General features: G+C 63.3%; 15 protein-coding genes and 1 pseudogene. 9 read left to right on the plus strand and 7 right to left on the minus strand.

Annotated features, from left to right (window positions below):
• Positions 1-76: 76 nt before the first annotated feature.
• Positions 77-352, minus strand: a complete 276-nt coding sequence (locus DJFAAGMI_RS14855; RefSeq protein WP_211457709.1) for a hypothetical protein — start codon at positions 350-352, stop codon at positions 77-79.
• Between the two features lie 72 nt (positions 353-424).
• Between DJFAAGMI_RS14855 and hemA the strand changes: the two genes are divergently transcribed.
• The 8 genes and pseudogenes from hemA (at position 425) to paeA (ending at position 8,847) form a co-directional block, all read left to right on the plus strand.
• On the plus strand, positions 425-1,729 hold the full coding sequence (hemA, locus tag DJFAAGMI_RS14860; RefSeq protein ID WP_034364512.1) for a glutamyl-tRNA reductase: 1,305 nt from the start codon (positions 425-427) through the stop codon (positions 1,727-1,729).
• A 126-nt stretch (positions 1,730-1,855) separates the two neighbouring features.
• Positions 1,856-2,935 (plus strand): peptide chain release factor 1, encoded by a 1,080-nt coding sequence (gene prfA, locus DJFAAGMI_RS14865; protein WP_003058512.1) that lies wholly within the window; start codon positions 1,856-1,858, stop codon positions 2,933-2,935.
• 81 nt (positions 2,936-3,016) lie between these two features.
• Entirely contained in the window at positions 3,017-4,993 is a 1,977-nt protein-coding gene (locus DJFAAGMI_RS14870; protein ID WP_211457710.1) for a PEP/pyruvate-binding domain-containing protein, read from the plus strand.
• Positions 4,994-5,002: 9 nt separating this feature from the next.
• Positions 5,003-5,380: pseudogene (locus tag DJFAAGMI_RS14875) on the plus strand (SUKH-3 domain-containing protein); the annotation flags it as partial.
• 171 nt (positions 5,381-5,551) lie between these two features.
• Positions 5,552-6,427, plus strand: coding sequence for a peptide chain release factor N(5)-glutamine methyltransferase (gene prmC, locus DJFAAGMI_RS14880; protein ID WP_211457711.1), 876 nt, complete (start codon positions 5,552-5,554; stop codon positions 6,425-6,427).
• Between the two features lie 127 nt (positions 6,428-6,554).
• Entirely contained in the window at positions 6,555-6,875 is a 321-nt protein-coding gene (gene grxD, locus DJFAAGMI_RS14885; RefSeq protein WP_003058519.1) for a Grx4 family monothiol glutaredoxin, read from the plus strand.
• Between the two features lie 33 nt (positions 6,876-6,908).
• Positions 6,909-7,367 (plus strand): ribonuclease HI family protein, encoded by a 459-nt coding sequence (locus tag DJFAAGMI_RS14890; RefSeq protein WP_211457712.1) that lies wholly within the window; start codon positions 6,909-6,911, stop codon positions 7,365-7,367.
• A 97-nt stretch (positions 7,368-7,464) separates the two neighbouring features.
• Positions 7,465-8,847 carry a polyamine export protein PaeA gene (paeA, locus tag DJFAAGMI_RS14895; RefSeq protein ID WP_211457713.1) on the plus strand — a complete coding sequence of 461 codons (1,383 nt, stop codon included), beginning with the start codon at positions 7,465-7,467 and terminating at the stop codon, positions 8,845-8,847.
• Between the two features lie 105 nt (positions 8,848-8,952).
• On the opposite strand, the gene DJFAAGMI_RS14900 is transcribed toward paeA, so the two are convergent.
• Entirely contained in the window at positions 8,953-9,606 is a 654-nt protein-coding gene (locus tag DJFAAGMI_RS14900) for a lytic transglycosylase domain-containing protein (protein ID WP_211457714.1), read from the minus strand.
• 12 nt (positions 9,607-9,618) lie between these two features.
• Positions 9,619-11,361 carry a proline--tRNA ligase gene (locus DJFAAGMI_RS14905; protein ID WP_211457715.1) on the minus strand — a complete coding sequence of 581 codons (1,743 nt, stop codon included), beginning with the start codon at positions 11,359-11,361 and terminating at the stop codon, positions 9,619-9,621.
• A 94-nt stretch (positions 11,362-11,455) separates the two neighbouring features.
• Between DJFAAGMI_RS14905 and DJFAAGMI_RS14910 the strand changes: the two genes are divergently transcribed.
• A complete protein-coding gene (locus DJFAAGMI_RS14910) occupies positions 11,456-12,160 on the plus strand; it encodes an RNA pyrophosphohydrolase (RefSeq protein ID WP_211457716.1) in 705 nt (234 codons plus the stop codon).
• 52 nt (positions 12,161-12,212) lie between these two features.
• Here DJFAAGMI_RS14910 and proB read toward each other — a convergent pair whose 3' ends face one another.
• The 4 genes from proB to rplU form a co-directional block, all read right to left on the minus strand.
• Positions 12,213-13,352 (minus strand): glutamate 5-kinase, encoded by a 1,140-nt coding sequence (gene proB, locus DJFAAGMI_RS14915; RefSeq protein WP_167006277.1) that lies wholly within the window; start codon positions 13,350-13,352, stop codon positions 12,213-12,215.
• A 110-nt stretch (positions 13,353-13,462) separates the two neighbouring features.
• Positions 13,463-14,578, minus strand: a complete 1,116-nt coding sequence (cgtA, locus tag DJFAAGMI_RS14920; protein ID WP_043003501.1) for an Obg family GTPase CgtA — start codon at positions 14,576-14,578, stop codon at positions 13,463-13,465.
• A 156-nt stretch (positions 14,579-14,734) separates the two neighbouring features.
• The gene (rpmA, locus tag DJFAAGMI_RS14925; protein WP_003058534.1) at positions 14,735-14,992 is read right to left on the minus strand and encodes a 50S ribosomal protein L27; all 258 of its coding nucleotides are present in this window, start codon (positions 14,990-14,992) and stop codon (positions 14,735-14,737) included.
• Positions 14,993-15,008: 16 nt separating this feature from the next.
• Entirely contained in the window at positions 15,009-15,320 is a 312-nt protein-coding gene (gene rplU / locus DJFAAGMI_RS14930) for a 50S ribosomal protein L21 (protein ID WP_003058536.1), read from the minus strand.
• Positions 15,321-15,396 lie beyond the last annotated feature (76 nt).

A 15,396-nucleotide genomic window follows, 5' to 3' on the forward strand; every position in this document is an offset into this window, starting at 1 on the left:
ACTGGCGCGAATACAACAAACACTCTTGAGTCAGATCAAGATTTCACGCAAAACAGCTTTCCAGCCAATGCGCCAATCAGCGCCAGGCTCTGGAAAGCACCCACTGGCAGCAGGCACTTGCGCAGACCAGCGCGGCATAGCCGAGCATCTTGCCATCGCGTGAAAACAGCCAGAGACTGGCCAGCAAAACCGCTACACCCAATATGAAATTGATAGCTACTTGCGCAGTGAAGGATTGCGCTCCAGCCTTGTTTTGCTTGAACCATCGAGCGCAGATCGCCAGGCCCAGAGCGAGAAAAAAAGCCGGGGCGACGAAGTTGAGTAAATGATTAACGCTCGCAACAAGATCCATGGCAACAATCGATTCCAAGGCTTTGAGACCGGGGGGTGCCCAATCCGGTTCTAAATTTTATAATCCCCTGTTATGGCAGTCTGGGCTTTAGGTATCAATCACCACACGGCTCCGCTCGATATGCGGGGCCGTTTTGCGTTCGCGCTCGATCAGATCGCGCCGACGCTGCAAGGCCTGCGCGCATCCCTGTCCCACGCGGGCCGGGCTCACAGCGCCGTGGAAACCGCCATCCTCTCCACCTGCAACCGCACCGAGATCTACTGCGCTGCCGACGCCCCCGCCATGGATCACACCATGCACTGGCTGGCCAACAGCGGCGGCGTGGCGCCTGAGCTGCTGCGCCAGCACTCGTATCTGCTGCAGGATGGCTCGGTCGCCCGCCACGCCTTCCGCGTGGCCTCGGGGCTGGACTCCATGGTGCTGGGTGAAGCACAGATCCTCGGCCAGATGAAGAACGCCGTGCGTGCGGCCGAGACTGCAGGTGCCCTGGGCACCACGCTCAACCAGCTGTTTCAACGCAGCTTTGCCGTGGCCAAGGAGGTGCGCAGCTCCACCGAGATCGGTGCGCACAGCATCTCCATGGCTGCCGCTGCCGTGCGTCTGGCCGGCCAGCTGTTCGAAGACCTGAGCAAGATTCGCGTGCTGTTCGTGGGCGCGGGCGAGATGATCGAGCTGGTCTCCACCCACTTTGCTGCCCGCAATCCCAGGCAGATCACCATCGCCAATCGCACCATGGAGCGTGGCGAGAAGCTGGCGGCCCAGTTCGGCGCCGGCACCATGCGTCTGGCCGACCTGCCCGAGCATCTGCACGAATACGACGCCATCATCAGCTGCACGGCATCCACCCTGCCCATCATCGGCCTGGGTGCCGTGGAGTCCGCTCTCAAGAAGCGCAAGCGCCGCCCCATCTTCATGGTGGACCTGGCCGTTCCGCGCGATATCGAATCCGAGGTCAAGAACCTCAACGACGTCTATCTCTATACCGTGGATGATCTGGCAACCGTCGTGCGCACCGGTCAGGCCCAGCGTCAGGCCGCCGTGCAACAGGCCGAGGTCATCATCGACACCGGCGTGCAAAGCTTTATGCAGTGGATGGACCAGCGCAACCCCGTGGGCGGCGCGGTCTCGCTGATCCAGCAGGTCAACGCCCAGGCCGACGAATGGCGCGCGCTGGAGATTGCCCGTGCCAAAAAGCTGCTGGCCAAGGGTGAAGACATCGACACCGTGCTGGAAGCGCTCTCGCGCGGTCTCACACAGAAAATGCTGCACGGCACCATGGCCGAGCTGCACAAGGGCGACGCCGAAGAACGCGCCCAGACCGCAGACACCGTCTCCCGTCTGTTCCTGCGCGCCAGCCGCAACCCCAGCAAGCTTTAGCGGCGCTCGCCCGCTTCGGCGCTGCCCTCCTCGTGCAGCGCATGGCCCGACCGTGGCCCGCCCTCCCTCTTCTCTGACTCCACAAAGGTGAGCACCCTCACCTTTTCCAAGCCTTAGCGACCCCCTATGCAAGACTTTTTGCGCAACCAGCTCGAACGCTATGCCCAACGCCTGCAGGAGCTGGATTTCCTGCTCTCGCGCGAAGACATCATGGGCGACATGAAGCAGTACCGCACCATCTCGCGCGAACATGCCGATGTGACGGCCATTGCAAGCCGCTACACGCGCTACCTGCAGACCGAAGCCGACATTGCCGCCGCGCGTGAAATGCTGGACGACCCCGACATGGCCGAAATGGCGCAGGAAGAGATCGGCAGCGGCGAAGCCGAGCTGATCAAACTCGAGGACGAGCTGCAGCGCCTGCTGCTGCCCAAGGACCCCGACGATGCCCGCCCCGCCTTTGTCGAAATCCGCGCCGGCACGGGCGGCGACGAATCGGCCCTGTTTGCCGGCGACCTGACCCGCATGTACACCCGCTACGCCGCCAACGTGGGCTGGAAGGTGGAAGTGATGAGCGCCAGTGAAAACGAAATCGGCGGCTACAAGGAAGTGGTGCTGCGCATCGAGGGCGACAATGTGTACGGCGCGCTGCGCTTCGAGTCGGGCGGCCACCGCGTCCAGCGTGTGCCCGCCACCGAAACCCAGGGGCGCATCCACACCAGCGCCTGCACCGTGGCCGTGATGCCCGAGCCCGACGAGGCCGAGGCCATCACGCTCAATCCTGCCGATCTGCGCATCGACACTTTTCGCGCCAGCGGCGCCGGCGGCCAGCACATCAACAAGACCGACTCCGCCGTGCGCGTGGTCCACCTGCCCACGGGCATCGTGGCCGAGTGCCAGGACGGCCGCAGCCAGCACAGCAACAAGGCCAAGGCCCTGCAAGTGCTGCAGGCCCGCATCCAGGAAAAGGAACGCAGCGAACGGGCTGCCAAGGAAGCGGCCATGCGCAAGGGCCTGATCGGCTCGGGCGACCGCAGCGATCGCATCCGCACCTACAACTTCCCCCAGGGCCGTCTCACCGACCACCGCATCAACCTCACGCTGTACAAGCTGCTGGCCGTGATGGAAGGCGATCTGGGCGACGTGATCCAGGCCCTGCAACATGCGCGCGAGGCCGAGCTGCTGGCGGAGCTGGCCGCTTCCTGAGTCCGCAGACACCGGCCAGGCTGCAGTCGGCTCGAACCGGGTCCGTTCGAACGCTCCACCAGAAATGGGGACAATCTCAAGATGACACAGCGCTTATTGCCGGTTCTGGCTTCGGCCCTGCTCTCCAGTCTTTTGCTCGCATCGACCGCGGCCCAGGCTCAGGCCTTGCGCAAGCCGTCGGCCTATGACTCGGGCGCAGGCCGTCCGGTCGATGCGGCGGGCAGCCGCAACACGCCCGCCAGCCTGCCCGTGCTGGCCGGCCGCGCCGATTTCGATCGCGTGGCCCGCATCTTCGACCCGGCCAGCGCCATGCCCCATGTGCTGTTTGTGATCGACCGCCACAGCAAGAGCGCACCGCTGCATTTCATCAACACGCCGCGCTACGCGTTTCACGAAGATTTTCTGCGCGCCAAAGGCCTGCTGCAGGGCGGAAAGCCTGCGCTCAACCGCAATTACCGCGAGCCGGGCCGTCGCTTCATTCTCGGCACGCTGAGCTGGCAGCCCGCGCTCAAGGACTACAGCTACGAGTTCTGGGAGGGCGACCAGCTCACGCCCGAGTTGCTGCAGACCACAGCCACCGCGCTGAAAACCGGCTTCTTCGCCCCTGTGCGCTTCAAGGCCAACTCCACGCAGCAGGAAGCCGTGGCCCAGCAGGCCGGTGTTGCAGCGGTCACCCAGGCCCAGCTGCTGGGTGCCCAGACCTATCTGCCGCTGAACCAGGGCCAGGCCGTGGGCCGGCTGCGCATCCTGAACCAGGCCGAAGGGGTGAATGACCTACAGCCCAGGGACATCGTGCTGTTGCGCGAAGTACCCATCAGCCTGCCGCCCGTGGCCGGTGTGGTGACGGAGCGCCCCTCCACGGTGCTGTCCCATGTCAATCTGCTGGCGCGCGGCTGGGGCATACCCAATGCCTATGTGCAAAAAGCCGCCGAGCAATACGCGGGCTTCGACGGTCGCTGGGTGCATATCGACGTACAGCCCGCCAGCTTTGCGCTGCGCGCCGCCACTGCTGCCGAACAGCAGAACGCGGAACAGCAGGCACTGCGCCAGCCCGCCAAGGGCAGCAAGGTCATGCTGCAGCCCGATCTGCGTCGCAGCGAACTGGTGCCCCTGGCCAGCCTGCGCAGCGCGGATCGCCGCCGATGCGGTGCCAAGGCCGCCAATCTGGGCGAGATCCAGTCCGCTCGCCTGGCGGACGTCAGCGTACCCGATGGCTTTTGCATTCCGTTTGCCGCCTATGCCGACTTCATGCGCGCCAACGGCCTGACCGAGCGCATTGCCCGCATGCGCCAGCAGCCCGGTTTTGCGACGGATGCAGGCCTTCGAAAACAGGCCCTGTCCGCGCTGCAGGCCGAAATCGAGCAATGGCCCATCAGCCCGGCCGTGACCGATGGCTGGGCACAGCGCTGGTCCGGCCAGCTGGGCAGCCAGGGCGTGTTCGTACGCAGCTCTTCCAGCTCCGAGGACCTGCCCAACTTCAGCGGAGCAGGCCTCTACACCACCGTTCCCAATGTGCGCAGCGACACGGATCTGGTCGCCGCCGTGCGCAAGGTCTGGGCCTCGGTCTACAACTTCGAGGCCTGGGAAGCCAGACAGGCAGCGGGCATAGACGATGCGCAGGTGATGATGTCGGTGTTTGTGCAAAAAGCCGTGGACTCCTCCGCCTCTGGCGTGATGATCACCCGCGACCCCTTCGACGCCTCGCACCGCCACATGAGCTATATCGCCGCCAAGCGCGGCATAGGCATCCGCGTGGTCGAGGGCCGGCGGGTCGCAGAGCAAATCCTCTACTCCAGCCGCAGCAAGGCCGTGCAGGTGCTCAACCGTTCCCAGGACGATGTAGCGCTGCAGCTGGATGCCAGGGGCGGCGTGCGTGAAGTGGCGGTGACTGCCGGCCGCGCCGTGCTCAGCGACGCACTGGTGCAGCGACTGGCCCGCGCCGGAGCCGGCATCAAGCAACGCTTTGGCGGCCGGGACCAGGACATCGAGTGGGCCATGCAGGGCGACCAGCTGATCATCCTGCAGGCGCGCCCCTTCATCTCGGCGCCCGGGCGTTGAAAATCCGCCATGCTGAATTTCGAGTCGCCTGTCGTCATCGAGCTGCTGCAAGCCCGGGGCTGGACCCCGCAGCGAGAGGTCGCCATTCCCGTGCCTGTGCAAAGCGCTCTGGACCAACAGCCCGGTCTGACCAGCCACCCCGCCGTGGCGGCACTGCAGAGCCTGGCGGGCTTGCACATAGGCCAGGTGGGCAAGGGCCGGGAATGCGCCAGCAGCGATATAGAGTTTGACTGGCTTGAAGCGTATTTCACCGGGGAAGATGCAGACGACGCCCTGCTCTCCTGGGAACAGCGCCTGCACACCCGGCTGATAGCAGTTGCCGACGTTCACCATGCCCACGGCCAGCTGCTGATGACAGGCGATGGACGCTGCTTTTCCTGGTCCTTTGTAGGCATGAGCTTCGAGGGCGAGAATATCCAGCAGGCGCTGGAGCATCTGTTGCTGGGAATACGTTCGCGCCCCATGCTGGAGAGCCCGGCCAGTCGTCGACCCAGCTGTACGGCACGCTCTACAAGGCGGGCGACCCCGAGATATACCCTTGCTGAATTTCCGAAGAAGATGGCCGCCGGCCAAGCCATGACCGAACCCTCGCCCCCCACTTTCTCCGTCGCTCAAGCCCTGCAGCAAGCCGCCCGCCAAGGCCTGGCGCGTGTCGATGCACAGATGCTGCTGCTGCACTTGATGCAGCAGCCAGCGCATGCCCGCGCCTGGCTCATCACGCATGACTGCGATGCCCTGAGTCAGGCGCAGCAGCAGCGCTGGGACCAGCTGTGCACCCTGCGCCAGCAAGGCACGCCTGTCGCCTACCTGACCGGAAACAAGGAGTTCTACGGCCTGGATCTCGCCGTGGACAGCAGGGTGCTGGACCCTCGCCCCGATACCGAGACCCTGGTGGACTGGGCGCTGGAGCTCATGCCCGAAGGGCAGCCGGTTAGCGTTATAGACCTGGGCACCGGCAGCGGCGCCATCGCCCTGGCCCTGCAAAGCCAGCGCCCCTCAGCCCTGGTCATCGCCGTGGACGCCAGCGCCGATGCCCTGGCCGTGGCCCGCAGCAACGCCGCCCGGCTCCAACTGCCCGTACAGTTCGCCCATGGCAGCTGGCTAGAGCCTCTGGACGGGCTGGAACCCGTCGATCTGATCGTCAGCAATCCGCCCTATATCCGCGCCGACGACCCGCACCTGGCGGCGCTGACCCACGAACCGCTGTCGGCCCTGGCCAGCGGCGCCGATGGGCTGGAGGACATCCGCAGCATCATCAAACAGGCTCCGGTCCGCCTGAAAGACGGCGGCTGGCTGCTCTTCGAGCATGGCTGGGATCAGGCCGAAGACGTGGCGCGGCTCATGCAGGCGGCCGGCTTTGAACAGGTCCAGCACCGCCACGACCTGGCCGGCATTGCGCGCTGCACGGGCGGCTGCCGGAGCGGCAAGACTTGATTTCCAGACCTCCATCCCAAAATATCCTGTCAGCAAGATTTCCTCACAGCATCGCATTTCTTGCGGTCGGTGAAATAATTGCAGACATCGCGGCTGGTACCGCCATTTCCAAAATCCGGAGCCCACTATGAGCAACACTCAACAACGCATCGACGACCTGGTCAAGAACAACGACATCCTGCTGTTCATGAAGGGCAACGCCAGCTTCCCTCAGTGCGGCTTCTCCGGCCGTGCCATCCAGATCCTCAAGGCGTGCGGCGTGGATGCCAAGTCCATCGCTACCGTGAACGTGCTGGAAGACCAGGAAATCCGCCAGGGCATCAAGGACTACAGCCAGTGGCCCACGATTCCCCAGCTCTACATCAAGGGCGAATTCATCGGTGGCTCGGACATCATGATGGAGATGTACGAATCGGGCGAACTGCAGCAAGTGCTGGCCGCCAAGTAAGCCTCATCCCGCCTGCAAGCCACCGGCACCCCGGTGGCTTTTTTCATGCCGCCTCCCAGACCCGCCCCCCCTCACCACTGCTGCATCCATATCGATGGCAGCGCCCTGCCCAACCCCGGCCCCATGAGCCTGGGCGTGTTGCTGCAGCTGCCCGACGGCAGCCGCCATACGCTGTCGCAGAATCTGCACCGCAGCGGCTGCAACAACGAAGCCGAGCTGCGCGCCCTGATGGCCGCCCTGAAGCTGGCACGCGATCTCGGCGCGCGCAGCCTGACCGTGCGCACCGATTCCCAGGTGCTGCTGGAGCAGCTCGGCCCGCCGACAGCCAAGCCGGCGCGGCCCATCGCCCGACTCAGCGCGCTGTTCGAGGCCGCCCGTGCACAGATGCAGGACTTTGACGAGCTGGTTCTGCAATGGGTGCCCAGACACCGCAATACCGAGGCCGATGCGCTGGCACGCATGGCCCATTCGGCAGCCGCGCTTCAGTCCTGAAGCCAGTACAGCTGCCTGCCACAGGCTTTATGTGGTCGAATAGAGACTCCTTGATAACCGGCCGCAGGCACTTCGACGTGCCGCAGCAGCCCTGCCTATGAGTGTGTCCCAAAGCCTTGCGGTGATTGTTCTGCTGATTCTGCTCAGCGCCTTTTTCTCTGTGGCGGAGATTTCTCTGGCCGCCTCGCGTCGCCTGCGCCTGCGCCAGATGGCCGACGATGGCAATGAGGGAGCCGAGCATGCCCTGCGCGTACAGGAGCAGCCGGGCGAATATTTCACCGTGGTGCAAGTGGGACAGAATGCCGTCGCCATCCTCGGCGGCATCGTCGGCGAGGGTGCGTTCAGCCCCGCATTGACCGAGTTTTTCTCGATCTGGTTCTCGCCCAGCCTCTCGGCGACCCTCGGGTTCCTGCTCTCGTTTTTCATAGTCACCTCGGCCTTCATCCTGCTGGCCGACCTGTTGCCGCGTCGCATCAGCATGAACGAGCCCGAGCGCTATGTGGTGCGCGTACTCGCGCCCATGCGCTGGTTTGTGGTGATCTTCAAGCCCGTCATCTGGTTCTACAACCTCGCCACCGACACCCTGTTTCGCCTGCTGGGCCTGCCGGCCACGCGCGACGAGCGCATCACCAGCGACGACATCCTGGCCATGACCGAAGCGGGCACCAAAGCCGGCGTGCTGGCCGCCCGCGAGCAGCAGGTGATTGCCAATGTGTTCGAGCTGGACTCGCGCACCGTGGCCTCTGCCATGACCCAGCGCGACAGCGTGGCCTTCTTCTACCGCGACGACAGCGACGCCATCATCCGCGCCCGCATTGCCGAGGAGCCCTTCTCCACCTACCCGGTCTGCGACGGCGATATCGACCATGTCATCGGCTATGTGGATGCCAAGGATCTGTTCCAGCGCGCGCTCAACAACCAGCCGCTGTCGCTCACCGACGACAGCCTGATCCGCAAGGTGCTCATCGTGCCCGACCGCCTGACGCTGGCCGAGGTGCTGGAGCAGTTCCGCATGGTGCACGAGGACTTTGCCGTCATCGTCAACGAATACAGCCTGGTCGTGGGCGTGGTGACGCTCAATGACGTGATGAGCACGGTGATGGGCGATCTGGTCGGGCCGACCGACGAGGAGCAGATCATCCGCCGCGACGAGCACTCCTGGCTGATCGACGGCATCACGCCCATCGAGGACGTGATGCGTGTGCTGCATCTGGACGATATGCCGCATGACGACGAGTACGAGACACTGGCCGGCTTTCTCATGGTCATGCTGCGCCGGGTGCCGCGCCGCACCGATACCGTCACCTGGGGCGGCTTCAAGTTCGAGGTGCTGGACGTGGACAGCTACCGCATCGACCAGGTCATGGTGACCCACCTTCCCGAGCCGGCGGCGGAATCTGCCGCACCTTCGGCAGCCGCTGCGGCCAAGGTACAGGGCAGCGCGGCCCAGTCCCAGGCCAGCAAAAGCAGCCACTCCTGAATCAGGAGCTTCTTGCGCCTATCCTCAAAAGATTTCAAGTACTTTTCTTGCTGAAACCAATAAAAAGAGAGCGCCAGGCGCTCTCTTTTTTATCTCGCCACGGAATCAGATCGACTGCGGCTCTTCCACCAGCCAGCGCCGCTGGGCGCCGAACACGGCATTCGGATACTGGGGCTGGCCCCGGCTGCCGTTGTAGCGGCCCAGTGCCATATAGGCATCGCCTTTTTCGCGGTCCATGTAGTGGCGCAGGATCACGCAGCCGAAGCGCAGATTGGTCTGCATGTGGAACAGCTTGCCGATATCGCCGTCGCCGATCAGCCGCATCCAGAACGGCATGATCTGCATATAGCCACGCGCGCCCACGCTGGAGATGGCGTATTTGCGATAGCCGCTCTCCACCTGGATCAGACCCATGACCATGGACACATCGAGGCCCGCGCGCGTGGACTCGTACCAGACGGTTTGCAGGAACTCGCGCCGCGCCTGCAGGTCGGGCTTGCGCTTGGCCAGCTTGTCGCTGCTGGCCACCAGCCAGCGCAGATAGCTCATGCGCGCCGCTGTGGAGGCGAACTCCAGCTCGGGCGGCGCGCCCGAACCCGCCACGGCCGCGCTGAGCGCTGTGCGCACGGAGTCGGCCAGCGGCTCTTCGAGCTGCCCGCCGGCCCAGGCCGCCTGCGGCCACAGCCAGCCAGCCGCCGGAGCGGCCAGCGCAGCGGCAGTCGTCAGGCAGTGGCGTCGGCTCAGCAGGGTTTCGGGCATGGAAACAGCAGCTTACAAGCCCAGGCGGCTCTTGAGGTGACCCAGCACCTCATTCGTGGCCAGCTTTGTAGCTTCCGTGTCACGGCGCTGCTGGTACTCGACCACGCCCTCCTTCAGGCCGCGGTCGCCCAGCACCACGCGGTGGGGCACGCCGATCAGCTCCCAGTCGGCCAGCATGGCACCGGGGCGCTCATCGCGGTCGTCCAGGATCACGTCCACGCCCAGTGCCAGCAGCTCGCCATAGAGCTTCTCGGCTTCGGTCTTCACGGCCTCGCTGCGACCCATGCCGATGGGGCAGATCACCACCGTGAACGGTGCAATCGCATCGGGCCAGATCATGCCGCGCTCGTCGTGGTTCTGCTCCACGGCAGCGGCGGGCAGGCGGGTCACGCCAATGCCGTAGCAGCCCATCTCGAAGTGCTGGGGCTTGCCGTTGTCGCCGAGGAAAGTGGCTTCCATGGCCTTGGAGTACTTGGTGCCCAGGTAGAACACATGACCGATTTCAATGCCGCGCTCGATTGCCAGCTCGCCCGCACCGTCGGGTGAGCGGTCGCCAGCCACCACATTGCGCAGATCCGCCACCACGGCGGGCTCGGGCAGGTCTCGGCCGAAGTTCACGCCGGTGATGTGGAAGTCTTCCTCGTTGGCACCGCAGACCCAGTCGGCCATCACGGCCACATCGCGGTCCACCACGATGTTCACGGGCTTCTTCAGGCCGATGGGGCCCAGATAGCCGGGCTTGGCACCGAAATGCTCCTCGATCTCGCCCACGGTCGCGAAACGGAAGCCAGCCAGGCCTTCGACCTTGCCGACCTTGATCTCGTTCATCTCGTGGTCGCCGCGCAGCAGCAGCAGCCAAACCTGCGTCTTGACGATCAGGCCCTTGTCGTCGAGCTCGTCCGTGGCCAACACCAGCGACTTCACGGTCTGCGCCAGGGGCAGGCCCAGCTGCTCGGCCACGGCTTCGCAGGTGCTGTTGCCGGGAGTGGCGACCTTTTGCATGGCCTGGGCGGCGGCAGGACGGGCCTGGGTGGGCGCCAGGCTCTCGGCCTTCTCGATATTGGCCGCGTAGTCGCTGTTCGGGCAGTAGACGATGGCGTCCTCGCCCGTGGAGGCGATGACCTGGAACTCTTCGCTCAGATCGCCGCCGATGGCGCCCGAGTCGGCACGCACGGCGCGGTACTGCAGGCCGAAGCGGTCGAAGATGCGCTTATAGGCTTCGCGCATGGTCTGGTAGCTGATCTGGGCCGCATCGCGGTCCTTGTCGAAGGAATAGGCGTCCTTCATGATGAACTCGCGACCGCGCATCAGACCGAAGCGCGGACGGCGCTCGTCGCGGAACTTGGTCTGGATCTGGTAGAGGTTCTTGGGCAGTTGCTTGTAGCTCTTGAACTCCTGGCGCGCGATATCGGTGACCACTTCTTCGGAAGTGGGCTGGATCACGAAATCACGGCCATGGCGGTCCTGGATGCGCAGCAGCTCTGGGCCCATCTTCTCGAAGCGGTCGGTTTCCTGCCACAGTTCGGCAGGCTGGACCACGGGCATCGTGGTTTCGATGGCGCCGGCGCGGTTCATTTCCTCGCGCACGATGGCCTCGACCTTGCGGATCACGCGCAGGCCCATGGGCATGTAGTTGTAAATGCCAGCACCCAGCTTTTTGATCATGCCAGCCCGCATCATGAGCTTGTGGCTGACCACTTCGGCGTCGGCCGGAGCTTCTTTCAGGGTGGAGATGAGAAATTGGGTGGCTTTCATGGAACTGGCAATTCAGTGGAAATAGGCATGGCCCGCTTGTCGATCACAAGGGGCCATGCATAATGAACACAATTCAAAAATTTGGGGTTTGATTATGCTTGACCGGGACGGATTTCGCCCGAACGTCGGCATCATCCTGCTCAACCAAAGAAACCAGGTGTTCTGGGGAAAACGCATTCGCACCCACAGCTGGCAGTTTCCGCAAGGTGGCATTGATCGGGGTGAGACACCCGAGCAAGCCATGTTCCGCGAGCTGCACGAGGAAGTGGGGCTGAAGCCCAATCACGTTCGCGTGGTTGCCCGCACCAGGGACTGGTTGCGCTACGAGGTGCCAGACAGGTACATCCGCCGCGACGCGCGCGGGCATTACAAAGGCCAGAAGCAGATATGGTTTTTGCTTCAACTGGTCGGGCATGACTGGGACTTGAACCTGCGTGCCACCGATCACCCTGAGTTCGATGCCTGGCGCTGGAATGACTACTGGGTTCCCCTGGATGTGGTGGTCGAATTCAAACGCGGCGTCTATGAAATGGCGTTGACCGAGCTGGCGCGCTTTCTGCCGCGCGGCGAGCAGCAGCGCAACCGCTATCTGCGCAGTGGCATGCGGCCACGCGAACAGGAAGCAGGCCAGCCCACTGGCGGCACTGCGCATCTGGCGCAGCACCACCAGGTCATGTACCCGGCCCGTACAGGAAGCTTTCGCATCAACCCTGGCATAGAGCTGCCGCCCGGAGCCAGTTTCGACCCGGACCCGCAGACCGGCATAGACAATCCGCCCGATCACAAGCCTCTGCAATGAACAAAGCCGTAATGCCTCGCAGCATTACGGCTTTTTTGATGACCGCCGGTACTCAGTGTCCGGCCACCACCATATTGTCGCGGTGCATCATTTCGGGACCGGCCGAGTAGCCCAGCAGCGATTCGATCTCCGAGGAGCTCTTGCGGCACAGCAGTCGCGCCTCGGCGCTGGCATAGCTGGCCAGGCCACGGGCGATCTCGGCGCCGTCCTCATCGCGCACGGCAATCACTTCGCCGCGCGAGAAATCGCCCTCCACGGCGATCATGCCGATGGGCAGCAGGCTTTTGCCCTCATCACGCAGCTTGGAGACGGCACCCGCATCCACTGTCACCGAACCACGCAGTTGCAGATGGTCGGCAATCCACTGCTTGCGCGCCTGCATCTTGTGCGTGTTGGCAACCAGCAGCGTGCCAATGGACTCGCCACGCGTCAGGCGCAACAGCACGTCTTTCTCGCGCCCCCAGGCGATCACGGTAGAGGCGCCGGAGCCCGCCGCACGCTTGGCCGCCAGGATCTTGGTGATCATGCCGCCCGTACCGATGGACAGACCTGCACCACCGGCCATGGCTTCCAGCTCAGGGTTGCCGGCTTCGGCCACGTCGATGAACCTGGCATCGGGGTTCTTGCGCGGGTCGGCACTGTAGAGGCCGCGCTGATCGGTCAGGATGACCAGCGCATCGGCCTCGACCAGGTTGGCCACCAGCGCACCCAGGGTGTCGTTGTCGCCAAAGCGGATCTCGTCGATCACCACCGTGTCGTTCTCATTGATGACGGGCACCACACCCAGCTGCAGCAGCGTCAGCAGCGTGGTGCGGGCGTTCAGATAGCGCTCGCGATCGGCCAGATCCGCATGGGTCAGCAGCACCTGGGCGCTGGGCACGCCTTCGCCGCGCAGCTTGGTCTCGTACATCTGGGCGAGCCCCATCTGACCGACGGCGGCTGCGGCCTGCAGCTCATGCACCTCTGTCGGCCGCGTGGCCCAGCCCAGTCGCTTCATGCCTTCGGCGATGGCGCCGCTGGAGACCATGATGACTTCGCGCTTGACGCCGTCCTCACCATTCACCAATGCCGCCAGCTGGCGGCTCCACTCTTCAATGGCGGCCTCATCCAGACCGCGACCTTCATTCGTAACCAGGCTGGAGCCGACTTTGACGACGATGCGACGGGCATCACGCAGCACATTGGAAGACATGAGAATTTACAGTGTTTTAAGCCTCTAATGCTTATAGGTAAAGCGCAAGAAGCTATTAAATTCAAAGCAAAACAGCGCACCAAGTGCGCTGCTGGGTTATACCCTCTAGCTTATTCCGGATCGTAGGAGGCAAAACGCGGATCGGTCATATCCAGACCAGAATCCTCACCTCCCGCAAAACGGGGGTCCACTTCCTTGGGCGCCTGTTCCGCCAGCTGCTGGTTGTGCACATGCTCGTAGATCTTGCGGATCAGCGGCTCACAGCCTTCGCGGGTCAGCGCCGAGATCTCATAGACCGGACCCTTCCACTTGAAGCGCTTGACGAAGTCCTTGACCTTGGCGGCACGCTCCTCCGCAGGAACCATGTCCAGCTTGTTGAGCACCAGCCAGCGCGGCTTGTCGTAGAGCTCGGCGTCGTACTTCTTGAGCTCGGCCACAATGGCCCTGGCCTGCTCGACCGGGTCCACGCCCTCGTCAAACGGCGCAATGTCCACGATATGCAGCAGCAGACGCGTACGCTGCAGATGGCGCAGGAACTGGTGACCCAGGCCCGCACCTTCGGAGGCGCCCTCGATCAGACCCGGGATGTCGGCCACCACAAAGCTCTGCTCTGCGGCCACGCGCACCACGCCCAGATTGGGATGCAAGGTGGTGAAGGGATAGTCGGCAATCTTGGGACGGGCGTTGGAGACGGCCGTGATGAAAGTGGACTTGCCGGCATTGGGCATGCCCAGCAGGCCCACATCGGCCAGCACCTTGAGCTCCAGCTTCAGGTTGCGGCGCTCGCCGGGATAGCCGGGAGTCTTCTGGCGCGGCGCCCGATTGATGGCACTCTTGAATCGCAGATTGCCGAAACCGCCGTCACCGCCCTTGGCGATGGTGATGACCTGGCCGGGCTCCAGCAGCTCGAACAGCACTTCGCCAGTATCCGCATCGCTGATGATGGTGCCCACCGGCATGTTCAGCGTGATGTCGTCACCGGCTGCACCGAACATGTCGGAGCCCATGCCGTGCTGGCCGCGCTTGGCCTCGTGGCGGCGCGAATAGCGGTAATCCACCAGCGTGTTCAGATTCACATCGGCCACGGCATACACATGACCGCCACGGCCGCCGTCACCACCGTCGGGGCCGCCAAATTCCTTGTATTTCTCGTGCCGGAAAGACACGCAGCCATTGCCGCCGTCACCAGCTGCAATGTCGATAAAAGCTTCGTCAACGAACTTCATGAGGCATCCAGTCTACAAAATCAGTGTGCACCAGAAGCTCCGGGCCACACTTGAGTGCTCTATTACCATGCCCCATCTGCCAGAAATCTGCTGCCTGGAGCCTTTTCAAACAACAAAGCCCCGACAAGTCGGGGCTTTGTTGGAGTCACAGACGACTTATGCAGCCGTGATGTTGACTGTTTGCTTGGACAGAGCGCCCTTCACACCGAACGACACGTGGCCGTCAACCAGTGCAAACAGGGTGTGATCCTTGCCCACGCCAACGTTCTCACCGGGGTGGAACTTGGTGCCGCGCTGACGCACGATGATGGAACCAGCTGTCACCAGCTCGCCACCAAAGGCCTTCACGCCCAACATTTTTGGCTTGGAATCACGTCCGTTACGCGTAGAGCCGCCGCCTTTTTTCTGTGCCATGACTTAGCTCCTAAAATTAAGCAGCGATTGCCACGATTTGCAGTTCGGTGAACTGCTGACGATGGCCTTGGCGCTTTTGATAGTGCTTACGACGGCGCATCTTGAAGATGTGCACCTTGTCGTGCTTGCCGTGAGCAACCACAGTTGCCTTTACAGATGCACCGGACACCAGGGGAGCACCAACCTTGATTTCAGCGCCGTTGCCGACGGCCAAAACTTGGTCGATCACGATTTCCTGGCCTACGTCCGCAGCAATCTGTTCTACCTTGATCTTTTCGCCAGCTGCAACGCGATACTGCTTGCCGCCGGTTTTTATGACTGCGTACATTGAAAACCTCTAAAGTCTGAGAGTTCCATGAAATGATTTCCACGGAGCCGGTAATTCTAGCACGCATGCATTTTTT

The sequence above is a fragment of the Comamonas brasiliensis genome, from assembly GCF_018292285.1.
Taxonomy (GTDB): Bacteria; Pseudomonadota; Gammaproteobacteria; order Burkholderiales; family Burkholderiaceae_C; genus Comamonas; species Comamonas brasiliensis.